General features: G+C 73.8%; 15 protein-coding genes. 7 read left to right on the forward strand and 8 right to left on the reverse strand.

Translation table 11 applies throughout. From position 1 onward, the window contains the following. Window positions 1-396: 396 nt before the first annotated feature. Window positions 397-1,788 (reverse strand): MFS transporter, encoded by a 1,392-nt coding sequence (locus tag AOK00_RS32710; RefSeq protein WP_055603784.1) that lies wholly within the window; start codon window positions 1,786-1,788, stop codon window positions 397-399. Between the two features lie 116 nt (window positions 1,789-1,904). Here AOK00_RS32710 and AOK00_RS32715 point away from each other — a divergent pair, with 116 nt between their 5' ends. Further along, a complete protein-coding gene (locus tag AOK00_RS32715; protein ID WP_055603785.1) occupies window positions 1,905-2,375 on the forward strand; it encodes a MarR family winged helix-turn-helix transcriptional regulator in 471 nt (156 codons plus the stop codon). 73 nt (window positions 2,376-2,448) lie between these two features. Here the strand turns inward: AOK00_RS32715 and AOK00_RS32720 are convergent, their stop codons facing one another. Together AOK00_RS32720 and AOK00_RS32725 are read right to left on the reverse strand one after the other, a co-directional pair. Then, the gene (locus AOK00_RS32720) at window positions 2,449-3,324 is read right to left on the reverse strand and encodes an SDR family oxidoreductase (RefSeq protein ID WP_055603786.1); all 876 of its coding nucleotides are present in this window, start codon (window positions 3,322-3,324) and stop codon (window positions 2,449-2,451) included. Beyond that, on the reverse strand, window positions 3,311-4,210 hold the full coding sequence (locus tag AOK00_RS32725) for an SDR family oxidoreductase (RefSeq protein WP_079042311.1): 900 nt from the start codon (window positions 4,208-4,210) through the stop codon (window positions 3,311-3,313). Before AOK00_RS32725 ends, AOK00_RS32720 begins: the two co-directional genes overlap by 14 nt. A 67-nt stretch (window positions 4,211-4,277) precedes the next feature. On the opposite strand from AOK00_RS32725, the gene AOK00_RS32730 reads away from it, so the two are divergent. The 5 genes from AOK00_RS32730 (at window position 4,278) to AOK00_RS32750 (ending at window position 8,739) form a co-directional block, all read left to right on the forward strand. Next, complete coding sequence (locus tag AOK00_RS32730; RefSeq protein ID WP_055603787.1) at window positions 4,278-5,027, forward strand: enoyl-CoA hydratase family protein; 750 nt, start codon at window positions 4,278-4,280, stop codon at window positions 5,025-5,027. After that, window positions 5,024-5,902 carry a CoA transferase subunit A gene (locus AOK00_RS32735; protein WP_055603788.1) on the forward strand — a complete coding sequence of 293 codons (879 nt, stop codon included), beginning with the start codon at window positions 5,024-5,026 and terminating at the stop codon, window positions 5,900-5,902. The genes AOK00_RS32730 and AOK00_RS32735 overlap by 4 nt, the downstream gene beginning before the upstream one ends. Next, window positions 5,899-6,633 carry a CoA-transferase subunit beta gene (locus tag AOK00_RS32740; RefSeq protein WP_079042312.1) on the forward strand — a complete coding sequence of 245 codons (735 nt, stop codon included), beginning with the start codon at window positions 5,899-5,901 and terminating at the stop codon, window positions 6,631-6,633. Before AOK00_RS32735 ends, AOK00_RS32740 begins: the two co-directional genes overlap by 4 nt. Next, window positions 6,633-7,685: an NAD(P)H-dependent flavin oxidoreductase gene (locus tag AOK00_RS32745; RefSeq protein ID WP_055603789.1), complete on the forward strand. Its 1,053-nt coding sequence runs from the start codon at window positions 6,633-6,635 to the stop codon at window positions 7,683-7,685. Before AOK00_RS32740 ends, AOK00_RS32745 begins: the two co-directional genes overlap by 1 nt. 151 nt (window positions 7,686-7,836) lie before the next feature. Further along, complete coding sequence (locus AOK00_RS32750) at window positions 7,837-8,739, forward strand: tyrosine-protein phosphatase (RefSeq protein WP_055603790.1); 903 nt, start codon at window positions 7,837-7,839, stop codon at window positions 8,737-8,739. Here AOK00_RS32750 and AOK00_RS32755 read toward each other — a convergent pair. The 5 genes from AOK00_RS32755 to AOK00_RS32775 all read right to left on the reverse strand — a co-directional run bounded on the left by AOK00_RS32755 (window position 8,664) and on the right by AOK00_RS32775 (window position 14,441). After that, window positions 8,664-10,388 (reverse strand): DEAD/DEAH box helicase, encoded by a 1,725-nt coding sequence (locus AOK00_RS32755; RefSeq protein ID WP_055603791.1) that lies wholly within the window; start codon window positions 10,386-10,388, stop codon window positions 8,664-8,666. The two genes, AOK00_RS32750 and AOK00_RS32755, sit on opposite strands and share 76 nt — an antisense overlap. 255 nt (window positions 10,389-10,643) lie before the next feature. Then, complete coding sequence (locus AOK00_RS32760) at window positions 10,644-11,801, reverse strand: acetyl-CoA C-acetyltransferase (protein WP_055603792.1); 1,158 nt, start codon at window positions 11,799-11,801, stop codon at window positions 10,644-10,646. Window positions 11,802-11,859: 58 nt separating this feature from the next. Next, window positions 11,860-12,489: a TetR/AcrR family transcriptional regulator gene (locus AOK00_RS32765; protein ID WP_079042313.1), complete on the reverse strand. Its 630-nt coding sequence runs from the start codon at window positions 12,487-12,489 to the stop codon at window positions 11,860-11,862. A gap of 15 nt (window positions 12,490-12,504) precedes the next feature. Then, the gene (locus AOK00_RS32770; RefSeq protein ID WP_055603794.1) at window positions 12,505-13,308 is read right to left on the reverse strand and encodes an SDR family oxidoreductase; all 804 of its coding nucleotides are present in this window, start codon (window positions 13,306-13,308) and stop codon (window positions 12,505-12,507) included. Further along, window positions 13,305-14,441 (reverse strand): acyl-CoA dehydrogenase family protein, encoded by a 1,137-nt coding sequence (locus tag AOK00_RS32775; protein WP_055603795.1) that lies wholly within the window; start codon window positions 14,439-14,441, stop codon window positions 13,305-13,307. The genes AOK00_RS32770 and AOK00_RS32775 overlap by 4 nt, the downstream gene beginning before the upstream one ends. 57 nt (window positions 14,442-14,498) lie before the next feature. On the opposite strand from AOK00_RS32775, the gene AOK00_RS32780 reads away from it, so the two are divergent. After that, a complete protein-coding gene (locus AOK00_RS32780; protein ID WP_055603796.1) occupies window positions 14,499-15,644 on the forward strand; it encodes an acyl-CoA dehydrogenase family protein in 1,146 nt (381 codons plus the stop codon). Window positions 15,645-15,751: the final 107 nt, after the last annotated feature.

Consider the following 15,751-nt stretch of genomic DNA (forward strand, 5'->3'; position numbering starts at 1 on the left):
GCGGTGGCCGGGGCGCCGAGGAGGAGGGAGGAGACGAGGGCGGCGGCCACACCGCCGGCGAGGGTGAATCGAGGGGGGATTCGCATGGCTGAGATTTTGACGCGCGTAGATCCGGCCGGGAAGGCCGACTCCCTTCAATTCGCGGGACGTTGACTGCTTGCCCGCGAACGTGCGGATTCCGTGGACGCGGGAGTGACCCGGGGGCCCGCGGGGAACGCGGGCCGCCGTCCGGGGCCCTGTCGCCGGTGGCTGGGGAACGCCCGGCGACCGCCGGAGCCCTCTCGGATTCCGAGGGCCGCCTCGTGGGCACGAGCGGGTCTCGGAATCCGACGGCCGCCCCGTCGGCACGAGCGGGTCTCGGACTCCGACGGCCGCCTTGTGGGCACCGAGCGGTCCTCAGCCGCGGCCGCCCGCCGGGAGCCGCAGGCCGAGCAGGGCCGCCGCGCCGTACGCGGCGAGGACCCACGGCATCGCCGCGCCGAGCGAGAGGTCGGCGAACCAGGCCGTTCCGATGGCCGCCGCGCCGAGCGCGCCGCCGAACTGCTGGGCCGTGGAGAAGACTCCGGACGCGCCGCCCGCGAGTTCGGCCGGGGCGGCCGACAGCACGATGCCGACGAGCGGGACGACGAGGAGACCGAGGCCCGCGCCCGCGACGGCGAGGCCGGGGACCAGGGGCCACGCGCCGGTGTGCGCGGGGGCCGCGGCCTCCATGGCGTACCAGACCCAGCCGTAGCCGCCCGCCATGAGGAGGGCGCCCGCGGTCGGGACGTACCGGCCGAGCCTGGCCGCGAGGGGTTCGGCGGCGGGCGCGGTGAGGAATCCGCCGGCCGAGAAGGCGGCCATCAGGACGCCGGCCTGGGTCGGGGTGTAGCCCTGGCCGCCCTGCAGCCAGATCGCGAGGACCAGGAAGAAGCCCTGCATGCCGAAGGCGAAGAGAAGCTGGACGGCGAGGCCGTACTTGAAGGCGGGGACGGTGAACATCCGGCCCGGCAGCACCGAGCCGCGCGCCGCGACCGCGACCACCGCGAGCACTCCGGCGGCGAGCAGGACCCAGCCCCGGAGCGGCCAGCCCCAGCCGCGGCCCTGGACGAGCGGCAGGACGACGGCGACGAGTCCGGCGGCGAGGACGAGACTGCCGAGCACCGGGGGCCGGGCGGCGGCGCGTTCGCGGGTGCGGGGTACGAGCACGACGGCGGCGGCCAGGGTGAGGAGGGAGACCGGCACGTTGACGAGGAAGACGCTCCGCCAGCCGAGCCCGAAGAGGTCGGCGTCGGTGAGGATCCCACCGAGCAGCAGCCCGATCGCGGAGGCGAACCCGGCCACCGCTCCGTACATCCCGAAGACCTTCCCCCGGTCCTTGCCGTGGAAGAGGCTCTGGAAGGAGCCGAGGACCTGGGGCATGAGGACGGCGGCGGTGACGCCCTGCACGGCGCGTGCCGCGATGAGCTGTCCGGGGCTCTGGGCGAGGCCGCAGGCCAGGCTGGCGAGGCCGAAGCCCGCCGTGCCGGCGAGGAAGAGTTCCTTGCGGCCGTAGCGGTCGCCGAGCCGGCCGGCGACGACGAGGGTGGCGGCGAAGCCCAGGAGGTAGGCCGAGACGGTCCACTGGAGGGCGCTCTCGGAGGCGCCGAGACCTTCCCCGAGGGAGGGCAGGGCGACATTGACGATGGTGACGTCCACCAGGTCCATCAGGGCGGCGACCATCATGACGACGGCGGCGGCCCAGCGGCGCGGGTGGACGGGGTGCGGGTCGCCGGTGGCGGTGGGGTCGGTCGTGGCTGTCGCGGACATCGCGGCCTCTCCTTTTATTTCGTTCGGCCTAACGAAATAAAAGGTGGCATGAGCCCGTCCGTGGTCGCAAGTCTTTCGTTCGGCCGAACTAAACGAATTTTGCTAGGGTGCGCCCCATGAGCGAGAAGGACGCAGGACGCCGCACCGAGGTCATCGCCGCCCTCACCGCCGCCGGCCGGGACTCCAGCGCCGCCTCCGTCGCCTTCCACTCCGCGGTCGCCGCACAGCAGGACCTGGGCGCCACCGAGACCAAGACGCTCGACCTGCTGCAGCGGCACGGCGCCCTCACCGCCAAGGAGCTGGCCGAGCACTCCGGCCTCGCCCCCGCCTCCGTCACCGGGCTCGTCGACCGCCTGGAACGCAAGGGATTCGTCCGCAGGGTGAAGCACCCCACGGACAGACGCCGGGTGCTCGTCGAGCCCCGCCCCGAGAAGCTGGCCGAACTCGCCCCCCTCTTCGACGACTGGGCGCGCGAGGTCCACGAACTCTACGAGGAGTTCACGACCGACGAGCTGGTGACGATCACCCGCTTCCTGACCGGGGCGACCGCACGCCAGCGCGCGGCGACCCGACGCCTCACGGAGTGACGGAACAGGCGCACGGCGACTCGGGCCGCATGCCCGCCCACCGCGACTCGGGCCGCATGCCGCCCGCCGCGACTCAGGCCCCGTACACCGGGTGCGGCGGCTCCGCCTCCGCCAGGAGACGCCGGGCCGCCTCCCCCGCCTCCGCCGGGGTCCGGCGCGCGCCCTTGTCGGCCGTCGGGCCCGGCCGCCAGCCCTCCATGACGGTGAGACGGCCGCCCTCGGCCTCGAAGACCCTGCCGGTCACACCGTCCGACGCGGCCGAGCCCAGCCACACCACGAGCGGCGACACGTCCTCGGGCAGCGCGTCGAGACCGTCGAAGACCCGCTCGGTCATCCGGGTCCTGGCCGCCGGGGCGATCGCGTTGACCTGGACCCCGTACCGGGCGAGCTCGGCCGCCGCGACCAGGGTGAGGCCGACGATCGCGGCCTTGGCCGCCGCGTAGTTGCCCTGCCCGACGCTGCCGAGGAGTCCGGCACCCGAGGTGGTGTGGACGACCCGCGCCACCGGCGTGCGCCCGGCCTTCGCCTCGGCCCGCCAGTACGCGCCCGCGTGCCGCAGGGGCAGGAAGTGGCCCTTGCCGTGGACCCGCATGACCGCGTCCCAGTCCTCCTCGTCGAGGTTCACCAGCATCCGGTCGCGCAGGAAGCCCGCGTTGCTGACGAGGGTGTCGAGCCGGCCGTACGTGTCGAGGGCGGTCGCGACCAGCGAGGCGGCGCCCTCGGTGGTCGCGATGTCGCCGCCGTGGGCGACGGCCTCACCACCGGCCGCCCGGATCTCCTCGACGACCGCGGCCGCCGGGCTGTCCGGCCCGGGCCGGCCGTCCAGGCCGACCCCGAGGTCGTTGACGACGACCCGGGCCCCCTCTGCGGCGAAGGCGAGCGCGTGCGCCCGGCCGAGACCCCGGCCCGCTCCCGTCACGATCACCACTCGCTCGTCACACAGACCCATCTCGACTCTCCTTGTCGGCGGTTGCGACGTCGACGGCCGCGACGTCGGCGTTCGGGACATCGACGGCCGCGACATCGACGGCCGCGGGGCTGACGGCCGCGACGTCGGCGGCCGTGGCATTGACGGTCGCGGCATTGACGGTCGCGGCGTCCAGGAAGGCGGGGCGCTCCCCGCCGCCGTGCACGAGCAGAGAGGCCCCCGACACGTAGGCCGCCCGGTCGGAGGCGAGGAAGACCGCGGCCTCCCCGATCTCGTCCGGCGCGGCGAGCCGGCCCAGGGGTACGGTCCGGCCGACGGCGGCGATCCCGGCCTCGTCGCCGTAGTGGAGGTGGGACAGTTCGGTCTCCACCATGCCGAGGACCAGGGTGTTGACCCGTACCTCCGGGGCCCATTCGACGGCCATCGAGCGGGCGAGGTTCTCCAGGCCCGCCTTGGCCGCGCCGTAGGCGGCCGTGCCGGGGGAGGGCCGGGTGCCGCTGACGCTGCCGATCATGACGACGGCGCCGCGCGAGGCCCGGAGGAGCGGGTGGGCGGCGAGGCTGACGGTGAGCGGGGCGGTGAGGTTCAGCTCGACCACGCGTGCGTGGCGTTCCGCGCCGCTCTCCCCCAGGAGGCGGTACGGGGTGCCGCCCGCGTTGTTGACGAGGGCGTCGAGCCGTCCGTACCGCTCGGCGAAGCCGGTGAGGAACTCCCGTACGGCGGTGGGTTCCCGCAGGTCGACGGGGTGGAACTCGGCGGTGCGGCCCGCCGCTTCGACCGGTGCGTCCGGGGGTCTGCGGGCGCAGACGGCGACCCGGGCGCCGGCCCGCAGAAAGGCCCGGGCGATGCCCGCGCCGACGCCACGGGTTCCGCCGGTGACGAGCACGACCCTCCCGTCCAGCTCCATCGGCTGCTACCTTCCTCCTCCAGAGGGTACCTAACAAACGTTTGGTGGAAAGGTAGCTGATCCACTCATGGGTGTCTGCACCTCGCGCCCCACTCCGGGCGTGGCCCTGGTCACCGTCGACTTCCCGCCCGTCAACGCCCTGCCCGTGAAGGGCTGGTACGCGCTCGCCGACGCCGTCCGCACGGCGGGCCGCGACCCCGAGGTCCGCTGCGTCGTGCTCACCGCCGAGGGCCGCGGCTTCAACGCGGGCGTCGACATCAAGGAGTTGCAGCGCGACCCCGGCCACACCTCCCTGATCGGCGCCAACAGCGGCTGCGCCGAGGCCTTCGCCGCCGTGTACGAGTGCGAGGTGCCGGTCGTCGCCGCGGTCGCGGGACACTGTCTGGGCGGCGGCATCGGGCTCGTCGGCAACGCCGACGCGATCGTCGCCGCCGAGGACGCAGTCTTCGGCCTGCCGGAGCTGGACCGGGGCGCGCTCGGCGCCGCCACCCATCTGGCGCGGCTCGTGCCCCAGCACCTGATGCGGGCGCTCTACTACACCTCGCGGACCGCGACCGCCGCCGAACTGCACGCCCACGGGTCGGTGTGGAAGGTGGTGCCGCGTGCCGGCCTGCTCGACGCGGCGCTCGGTCTGGCCGGGGAGATCGCCGCGAAGGACGGCAGTCTCCTGCGGCTCGCCAAGGCCGCGCTCAACGGCATCGACCCCGTGGACGTCCGGCGCAGCTACCGCTTCGAGCAGGGCTTCACCTTCGAGGCCAATCTGAGCGGGGTCGCGGACCGGGTCCGCGACACCTTCGGGAAGGAGGGCTCCGCGTGAACCGGAGGACAGAGAAGAGGGCAGAGCGGCCGGACAAGGTACTGACCCCCGAGGACGTCGTCGGCCGGCTCCGCTCCGGCATGACGATCGGGATCGGCGGCTGGGGCGCGCGGCGCAAGCCGATGGCCCTGGTCAGAGCACTGCTCCGGTCCGAGATCAGTGATCTCACCGTGATCTCGTACGGTGGCCCGGACGTCGGACTGCTCGCGGCCGCCGGCCGGATCCGGCGGCTCGTGGCGCCCTTCGTGACCCTGGACTCCGTCCCCCTCGAACCGCACTACCGGGCCGCCCGCGAGCGCGGTGCCTTCGAGCTCACCGAACTCGACGAGGCGATGTTCATGTGGGGGCTGCACGCCGCCGCCAACCGGCTGCCCTTCCTGCCGGTCCGGGCCGGCCTCGGCTCCGACGTGATGCGGGTCAACCCGGGTCTGCGGACCGTCACCTCACCGTACGAGGACGGCGAGGAGTTCGTCGCCGCGCCCGCGCTGCGCATGGACGCCGCCCTGGTCCACCTCAATCGCGCCGACCGGCTCGGGAACGGCCAGTACCTCGGCCCCGATCCGTACTTCGACGACCTGTTCTGCGAGGCCGCCGACACGGCGTACGTCTCCTGCGAGCAGATGGTGGAGTCCTTCGCGCCGGACACCGTGCCCCAGACGCTCCTCGTCAGCCGCCACAGCGTCACCGGCGTCGTCGAGACCCCGAACGGGGCCCACTTCACCTCCTGTGTCCCCGACCACGACCGCGACGAGCCGTTCCAGAAGCTCTACGCGACCACCCCCTGGCCCGAGTTCGCCGAACGCTTCCTCTCGGGCAAGAGCGAGGGCGACTACCAGGCGGCCGTCCAGGCCTGGCACAAGGAGCAGCGGAAGTGACGACGGACACGACGACAGCGGTGACCAGCCGGGCCGAGTACTGCGTGATCGCCTGCGCCGAGGCCTGGCGCGACAACGGCGAGGTGCTCGCCAGCCCCATGGGTCTGATCCCCTCGTTCGGCGCCCGCCTCGCCAAGCACACCTTCTCCCCCGACCTCCTCCTCACCGACGGCGAGGCCCTGCTCGTCGGACTCGACGGGCGGCCCGAGGGCTGGCTGCCGTACCGCAGGCACCTCACCATGGTCACCGGCGGCAGACGGCACGTGATGATGGGCGCCAGCCAGATCGACCGGTACGGCAACCAGAACATCTCCTGCATCGGCGACTGGGAGCAACCGACCCGGCAGCTCCTCGGCGTCCGCGGCGCGCCCGCCAACACCCTGAACAACCCGGTGAGTTACTGGATCCCCAAGCACTCGACCCGGGTCTTCGTGGAGCGGGTCGACATGATCTGCGGCGTCGGTTACGACCACGCCGTCGGGCCGTACCACCGCCTCCCCCGGGTGGTGACGGACCTCGCCGTCCTCGACTTCGAGACACCCGACCACGCGATGCGGCTCGTGTCCGTGCACCCGGGCGTCACCGTCGACGAGGTCCGGGCGGCCACCGGCTTCGACCTGGTGACCGGCGAGGACGTGCCGTGCACCCGCGAGCCCACCGCCGCGGAACTCCGGCTGATCCGCGAGGTCATCGACCCGCGCGGGCTGCGGAACCGCGAGGTCAGGGCCTGATGGAGACCGCTCTGACCCAGCTGGTCGGCGTCCGCCACCCCCTCGTGCAGACCGGGATGGGCTGGGTCGCCGGGCCCCGGCTCGTCTCCGCCACCGCGAACGCGGGTGCGCTCGGTGTCCTCGCCTCCGCCACGATGACCGTGGAGGAGCTGCGCGCCGCCGTCCGCGAGGTGAAGTCCCGCACCGACCGGCCCTTCGGGGTGAACCTGCGCGCCGACGCCGGGGACGCCCGCGAACGGGTCCGGATCATCGTCGACGAGGGCGTACGGGTCGCCTCCTTCGCCCTCGCCCCGTCCCGGGACCTGATCGCCGAGCTCAAGGACGCCGGGGTCGTCGTGATCCCCTCCGTCGGCGCCCGGCGGCACGCCGAGAAGGTCGCCGGCTGGGGCGCGGACGCGGTGCTCGTCCAGGGCGGCGAGGGCGGCGGCCACACCGGCGAGGTCGCGACGACCGTCCTGCTGCCGCAGGTGGTGGACGCCGTCGACATCCCGGTGATCGCCGCGGGCGGCTTCCGCGACGGGCGGGGCCTGGTCGCCGCCCTCGCCCACGGGGCGGCGGGCGTCGCCATGGGGACCCGCTTCCTGCTGACCTCCGACTCGACCGTGCCGGAGGCGGTGAAGGCCCGCTATCTGGCGGCCACGGTCAAGGACGTCACCGTGACGACGGCCGTCGACGGGCTGCCGCACCGGATGCTCCGCACCGACCTCGTCGCGTCCCTGGAGCACGCCGGGCGGATACGGTCCCTGGCCCGGGCGCTGCGCCGGGCGGCCGGCTTCCGCCGGATCTCCGGGCTCTCCTGGCCCGCGATGATCCGCGACGGCCTGGCCATGCGCCACGGCAAGGACCTGTCGTGGAGCCAGGTCCTGCTCGCCGCGAACACCCCGATGCTGCTGCGGGCGTCCATGGTCGAGGGCCGCACCGACCTCGGCGTCATGGCGGCCGGTCAGGTCGCGGGAGTCATCGACGACCTGCCCAGCTGCGAGGAACTGGTCACCCGGATCATGACGGAGGCCGCGCAGGTCCTGCGGACACTGCCGCACCCCGATGAGTGACCCGACGGGTGATCCGGACGAGGTACCCCGACGGGTGACCCGGAGGAGGGACCCCGACGGGTGACCCGGAGGGGCGATCCGAGGAGTGCCCCACCCGCCGCACCGCCCACCCTCAACCCTCAACCCCATTGAGCCGCAAAGGAGTCCGGCCGTGCACCTGTCTCGACGCGCGCTGCTCACCGCCACCGGCGCCACCGCCCTGCTCGGCGCCCTGCCCACGGAGGCGACCGCCCGCCCCCGGTTCCCGCAGGCGCCCCCGATCCGGCGGATCCCGCTCCAGGGCGCCGTCAACGTCCGCGACCTCGGCGGCTACCCCACCTACGACGGGAGCCGGGTCCGGTACGGCCTCGCCTACCGGGGCGACCACCTCGCCACGCTGACCGACGCGGACGTGACCACGCTCGCCGGGCTCGGCCTCGGCACCGTGGTCGACCTGCGGATCCCCCTGGAGGTCGGCCACGACGGCGCCGACCGGCTCCCGGCCGGTGCCGTCCCGGTCCCCCGGCCCGTCACCGACAACGGCCTCTTCGGGCAGCTGCTCACCGCGATCGGCTCGCGCGACCCGGTGCGGCAGGAGGAGATGCTGGGCGGCGGACGGGCCGCCGCGTTCATGCGCGAGGTGTACCGGACGTTCGTCACCGACCCCGCGAACCGGGCCGCCTTCGCGGCGACCCTGCGGGACCTGGCCGACCCCCGCCGGGGCCCGCTGCTCCTGCACTGCACCTCGGGCAAGGACCGCACCGGCTGGACCGGCTGGCTGCTGCTCACGCTCCTCGGCGTGCCCGACTCCCTCGCCCGCGAGGACTACCTGGCCTCCAACACCTTCCGCGCCGCGTACGACGCGCGGCTGCGGGAGGGACTGAAACAGGCCGGGCTCATGGAGAACCCGGCCCTGATCATTCCGCTCCAGGAGGTGCGGGCGGAGTACCTCGACACCGCCCTGGAGCAGCTGCGCTCCTCGTACGGGAGCGTGTTCCGTTACGTGTCGGACGGCCTCGGCCTGGAGTTCCGCGAACTGCTGGCGCTGCGCGAACGGCTGGTGCCCGGGGCCTGACGCCCGGCGCGACCCGCACCGGCACCGGCACCCGCGGCGGCGCCCCGTCCGCCGCCCGTGCCGGCGCCCCGGCCACCGCCGGACGCGCGGCCCGAGCCGGCGGCGGAACCGGCGGTGCGGCCCGCGGTGCCCGACGTACGGCCCGCGGAGCCCGCGGCGCGGCCCGCGGCCGTGCCCGTGGCTCCGGAACGGCCCGTGCCCGTGCCGGCCGTGCCTCCGGCCGGGGCGGGACGGCGGCGCCGGCCCGCGGAACGGCCACCGCCGGCACCGGAGCCTGCCGGCTTGCGGGGCTGGGTCGGCTGCGGGGTCTCGACGACGACCGGGACGCCCGAGGGCTCCCGCGCGCCGGTCAGCTCGGCGAGCTGCTCGTCGCTGGACTTGATCTGCGCCGTGCGGGGGCTGATGCCCGCGTTCGACATCAGACGGCCCATGTCGCGCTTCTGCTCGGGCAGGACGAGGGTGAAGACGCTGCCGGACTCGCCTGCGCGGGCGGTGCGGCCGCCGCGGTGCAGGTAGTCCTTGTGGTCCATCGGCGGGTCGACGTTGACGACCATGTCGAGGTCGTCGACGTGGATGCCGCGCGCGGCCACGTTCGTGGCGACGAGCGTGGTGACCTGACCGCTCTTGAACTGGTCGAGGGTCCGGTTCCGCTGCGGCTGCGAGCGGCCGCCGTGCAGGCCGGAGGCCCGTACGCCGTTGGCGAGGAGCCGCTTGACCAGCCGGTCCACGGACCGCTTGGTGTCCAGGAAGAGGATCGTCCGGCCGTCGCGGGCCGCGATCCGCAGCGTGACGGCCTTCTTGTCGGTCTCGTCGGCCACGTACAGGACGTGGTGCTCCATGGTGGTGACCGCGCCGGCCGACGGGTCGACCGAGTGCACGACCGGGTCGTCGAGGAACATCTTGACCAGGCGGTCGATGTTCCGGTCGAGGGTGGCCGAGAACAGCAGGCGCTGCCCGTCCGGCTCGACCTGCTTCAGCAGCTTCGTGACCTGGGGCAGGAAGCCCATGTCGGCCATCTGGTCGGCCTCGTCGAGGACGGTGACGGCGACCTGGTCGAGACGGCAGTCGCCGCGGTCGATGAGGTCGTGCAGCCGGCCGGGCGTGGCGATGAGGATCTCGGCGCCGCGCCGCAGCGCGGACGACTGCCGGCTGATCGACATGCCGCCGACGACGGTGGTGATGCGGAGCCGCAGCGCGGAGGCGTACGGGGTGAGCGCGTCGGTCACCTGCTGCGCGAGCTCGCGGGTGGGCACCAGGACGAGCGCGAGCGGCGCGCCCGGCTCGGCGCGGCGGCCGGCCGAGCGGGCCAGGATCGCGAGTCCGAACGCGAGGGTCTTGCCGGAACCGGTACGTCCCCGGCCGAGCACGTCACGGCCGGCCAGCGAGTTCGGGAGGGTCGCGGCCTGGATCGGGAACGGCTCCGTGACGCCCTGCTCGCCCAGGGTCCGCAGCAGGCCCTCGGGCATGTCGAGGTCGGCGAAGGCGGCCACCGCGGGCAGGGCGGGCGTCACCGTCTCCGGCGGGGTGAACTCGCTCGGCGGCGGGGGCGCGGAGGGACGGCGCCCTCCGCGGGAGGCCTTCGGCTGTGACGTGGACTTCGCCTGGGCGGTGCGGGGGCTGCGCTTGTGAGGGCGTTCGGAGCGGGTCATGCGTGCCTTTCTGGCCGGTGCTCGCGGCACAGCCAGGGCCCGCACCTGCGCGGTGCGGGCCCCGGCTGCTCTACCCGGAACACGCGATACGGGCCCCGGCTGTTTTCCCGGAACGCGCGGTACGAGCCCCGGATGTCTCTACCGGAACAATAGTGCGCCCCGGAACCTTCCCGCCCCTCCCGACCGATGCCCGGACGGATCAGACCTGACCAGGAGGGTGTGACGTGGGCGACCTCACAGCCCGCCCGGTGATCGTCAGAGCCTTTCGATGATCGTCACGTTCGCCTGGCCGCCGCCCTCGCACATGGTCTGGAGGCCGTAGCGGCCTCCGGTGCGTTCCAGTTCGTGGAGGAGTGTCGTCATCAGTTTCGCGCCGGTCGCGCCGAGCGGGTGGCCCAGGGCGATCGCGCCGCCGTTGACGTTGACCCGGGCCGGGTCGGCGCCGGTCTCCTTCAGCCAGGCGAGGACGACCGGTGCGAAGGCCTCGTTGATCTCGACGAGGTCGATGTCGTCGATGGTCAGGCCGGTCTTCTTGAGCGCGTGGGCGGTCGCGGGTATCGGTGCGGACAGCATCCGGATCGGGTCCTCGCCACGTGCCGAGAGGTGGTGGATCCGGGCGCGGGGGGTGAGCCCGTGCTCCCGTACGGCCCGCTCGCTCGCCAGGAGCAGTGCCGCCGCCCCGTCGGAGACCTGGGAGGAGCAGGCGGCGGTGATGGTGCCGCCGTCGACGACCGGCCGGAGCCCGGCCATCTTCTCCGCGCTGGTGTCGCGGCGCGGCCCCTCGTCGACGGTGACGTCTCCGTACGCCACGGTCTCCCGCGCGAAGCGGCCGCCGTCGATGGCGCGGAGCGCCCGCTCGTGCGAGCGGAGGGCGAATTCCTCCTGGTCGTGGCGGGTGATCCGCCATTTCTCGGCGATCAGCTCGGCGCCGTGGAACTGGTTGACGGGCGCGTCGCCGTACCGGGCGCGCCAGCCCTCGCTGCCGTGGAAGGGGCCGCCGGTGAGGCCGAGGGGTTCGGCGGCCTGCCGGGAGGCGAAGGCGATGGGGATCATCGACATGTTCTGCACGCCGCCGGCGACGACGAGGTCCTGGGTGCCGGACATCACCGCCTGGGCGGCGAAGTGCACGGCCTGCTGGGACGAGCCGCACTGGCGGTCGACGGTCACCCCGGGGACCTCCTCGGGGAGGCCCGCGGCCAGCCAGGCCGTACGGGCGATGTCGCCGGCCTGCGGCCCGACGGTGTCGAGGCAGCCGAGGACGACGTCGTCGACGGCGGCGGGATCGACCCCCGCTCGGATGACGAGGGCCTTCAGGGCGTGGGCGCCGAGGTCCGCCGGGTGGACGGCGGCGAGTCCGCCCCCTCGGCGCCCCACGGGCGTGCGGACCGCTTCGACGATGTAGGCCTCGGGCATGGCGACTCCTCCGGTGGGTCGGGCGGGACGCGCGGGCCGGTGCCGGGACCGTGCGTCGTCAGGTACGTACGGCGATTCCGTCCAGGACCATGGAAAGGTACTGGCGGGCGATCTCCTCGGGGCTGTGCAGGCCGCCCGGCCGGTACCAGGACGCGGCGACCCAGACGGTGTCGCGGACGAACCGGTAGGTCAGGCGGACGTCCAGGTCGGCGCGGAAGACCCCGGCGGAGACCCCCCGTTCCAGGGTGCCGAGCCAGGCCTTCTCGAACTTGCGCTGCGAGTCGGTGAGGTAGTGGAAGCGGGGCTGGTCGGTGAGGTGCCGGGACTCCTTCTGGTAGATGGCGACGGCGGCGCGGTGCCGGTCGATCTCGCGGAAGGACTCGGTGACGAGGGCCTCGATGGTCTCGCGGGGTCCGAGTCCGGCGTCGAGGACGGCGTCGTACCCCTCCCACAGCTCGTCGAGGAAGGTGGAGAGGATCTCGTCGAGCATCGACTCCTTGGAGTCGAAGTGGTAGTAGAGGCTGCCGGCGAGCATGCCGGCGGCGTCCGCGATCTTGCGGACGGTGGTGGCGTTGTACCCCTGGGCGGCGAACACCTCGGCCGCCGTGTCGAGGAGTTCACGGCGCCGCTCGGGCCCGCCGCTCACCGGGGTCTTCTTCTTGCTTGAGCTCTGGGGAGTGTTCGGCACACGTCCATTCTGGTCCTACGGGTGCTGGCTGCTGACGGAGACCGTCTCGCCGGTCATGTAGGAGGAGTAGTCGCCGGCGAGGAAGACGATGACGTTGGCGATCTCCCAGGGCTCGGCGTGGCGGCCGAAGGCCTCGCGCGCGGTCAGCTCGTCGAGGAGTTCGGTGGTGGTGACCTTGGCCAGGTGGGGGTGCATGGCGAGGGACGGCGAGACGGCGTTGACGCGGACGCCGTACGCGGCGGCCTCGACGGCCGCGCAGCGCGTGAGGGCCATGACGCCGGCCTTGGCGGCGGCGTAGTGGGCCTGGCCGGCCTGGGCGCGCCAGCCGACGACGGAGGCGTTGTTGACGACGACGCCGCCGGTGCCGTCGCCGGCGGCCGTGTCGCGGAAGTGGCGGAGGGCGGCGCGGGTGCAGCGGAAGGTGCCGCCGAGGGTGACGTCGAGGACCCGGTTCCACTGTTCGTCGGTCATGTCGGCGAGCTCCGCGGTGCCGCCGAGGCCGGCGTTGTTGACGGTGATGTCCAGGCGCCCGTGGAGCCGTACGGCGGTGTCGTACAGCGCCTGGACCTGGGCCTCGTCGGTGACGTCGCAGGGCTGGGAGGCGACCGCGTCCGCGCCGAACTCGGCGGCGAGCGCGGTCTCGGTCTCCTTGAGGCGGCGGGTGTGGGCGTCGCTGACGAGGACGCGGGCGCCCTCCTCGAGGAAGCGTCGGGCGGTGGCGCCGCCGATGCCGGCTCCGGCGGCGGCGGTGATCACGGCGGTCCGTCCGGCGAGGAGTCCGTGGCCCTGCACGTAGGGCGGCGCGGGGGTACGGCTCATGGGCGCGGCTCCTTCGGGAGGCCGAGCACCCGCTCGGCGATGATGTTCCGCTGGATCTCGCTGGATCCGGCGTAGACGGTGTCGGCGCGGGAGAAGAGGAACAGTCGCTGCCAGTCGTCGAGTTCGTACGGGGCTCCGGCGGCCAGGGTGGCGGCGGGGCCGCACACCTCCAGGGCGAGTTCGCCGAGGTCGCGGTGCCAGTGGGACCAGTACAGCTTGGCGGCGGAGGGGTCGGTGCCGCGCAGGGCGCCCGCGCGGAGCGCTTCGAGGCCGGCCCAGGCGCGGGTGAGGCGGTCGCGGACGTCGGGGTCGGCGGCGGCGCCGTTGCGGCGGGCGAGGGCGACGAGGGCGTCGAGTTCGCGGCGGAAGCCGACCTGCTGGCCGAGGGTGGAGACGCCTCGTTCGTAGCCGAGGGTGGCCATGGCGATCCGCCAGCCGTCGCCGGGTGCGCCGACGACGTTCGCGGCGTCGGTGACGGCCCCGTCGAAGAACACCTCGTTGAATTCGCTGGTGCCGGTGAGCTGGACGATGGGCCGGATCTCGACGCCGGGCCGGTCGAGGGGGACGAGGAGGTAGGAGAGCCCGGCGTGGCGCCGTGAGCCCGGCTCCGTGCGGGCCAGGACGAAGCACCACTGGGACTCGTGGGCGAGGGAGGTCCAGATCTTCTGCCCGTGCACCACCCACCGGCCGTCCTCCAGGACGGCGCGGGTGCGGACGGCGGCGAGGTCGGAGCCGGCGCCGGGTTCGCTGTAGCCCTGGCACCAGAGTTCCTCGACGGCGCGGATCGATGGCAGGAAGCGGGCCTTCTGCTCCTCGGTGCCGTGGTCGATGAGGGTGGGGCCGAGGAGCTGTTCGCCGATGTGGTTGACGCGGGCGGGGGCGTCGGCGAGGGCGTACTCCTCGTGGAAGGCGATCTGCTCCTCGATGCTCGCGCCGCGCCCGCCGTACTCCTCGGGCCAGCCGACGCAGGTCCAGCCGTGGGCGGCCAGGTGCCTTTCCCAGGCGAGGCGTTCGGTGAAGGCCTCGTGCTCGCGGCCGGGCCCGCCGCGCCCCTTGAGGGTGGCGAAGGAGCCGCTGAGGTGGGTCTTCAGCCAGCCCCGTATCTCCGCCCGGAACTCCTCGACGCTGCTCATGGCCGTACGTTAACCTACCAAACACTTGTTAGGGAACGGGTGAGGGCGGGGCGACCGATGGATCTCTCGTACACGCGGACCGAGGAGGCCTTCCGGGCGGAGGCCCGGGAGTGGCTGCGGGACCATGTCCCCGCCGAGCCGCTGCCCTCCCTGGAGACGGCCGGGGGCTTCGCCGCCCACCGCGCCTGGGAGGCCGAACTCGCCGCCGCCCGCTGGTCGGTGGTCTCGTGGCCCGAGGAGTACGGGGGCCGCGGCGTCGACCTCGCCCGGTGGCTGGTCTTCGAGGAGGAGTACTGGGCCGCGGGAGCGCCCGGCCGGGTCTCGCAGAACGGCGTCCAGCTCCTCGCGCCCACCCTCTTCGACCACGGTACGGCGGACCAACGCGCTCGCGTACTGCCGTCGATGGCCACCGGCGCGACCATCTGGGCGCAGGCCTGGTCGGAGCCCGAGGCCGGCTCCGACCTGGCGTCCCTCACCTCCCGCGCGGTCCGCACGGACGGCGGCTGGCTGCTCTCCGGGCAGAAGACCTGGTCCTCCCGGGCCGCCTTCGCCGACCGGGCCTTCGGCATCTTCCGCAGCGACCCGGACGCGGACCGGCCCCACCGCGGCCTGACCTACCTCATGTTCGACCTGCGGGCGCCGGGGGTGACGGTCCGGCCCGTCGGCCGGCTCGACGGCAAGCCCGCCTTCGCCGAGCTGTTCCTCGACGAGGTGTTCGTCCCGGACGAGGACGTGATCGGGGAGCCGGGCCAGGGCTGGCGCATCGCGATGTCCACGACGGGCAACGAGCGCGGACTGATGCTCCGCTCCCCCGGCCGCTTCCTCGCCGCCGCCGACCGGCTCGTCCGGCTCTGGCGGACGGAGGGCGATCCGGCGGACTCGGCGCTGCGGGACCGGGTGGCGGACGCGGTGATCGGGGCACGGGCGTACCAGCTGTTCACGGCGGGCGCCGCGGCCCGGCTGACGGCGGGGGCGCCGTCGGGGGCCGAGTCCAGCCTCAACAAGGTCTTCTGGTCGGAGTACGACCTGGCCCTGCACGAGACGGCGCTGGACCTCCTGGGCCCGGACGGCGAGCTCGCGGACGGCGCGTGGGCGGAGGGGTACGTCTTCGCCCTCGCGGGCCCCCTCTACGCGGGCACCAACGAGATCCAGCGCGACATCATCGCCGAGCGGCTGCTCGGCCTCCCGAAGGGGCGTCGCTGATGGCCTTCCTGCCGACCGGCGAACAGCGCGCGTTCGCCCGCTCCCTGGACGCGATGCTCACCGCCGCGGACACCCCGGTGGCCGTACGGGCCTGGGCGGGCGACGAT

The organism is Streptomyces aureus (genome assembly GCF_001418135.1).
GTDB lineage: Bacteria > Actinomycetota > Actinomycetes > Streptomycetales > Streptomycetaceae > Streptomyces > Streptomyces aureus_A.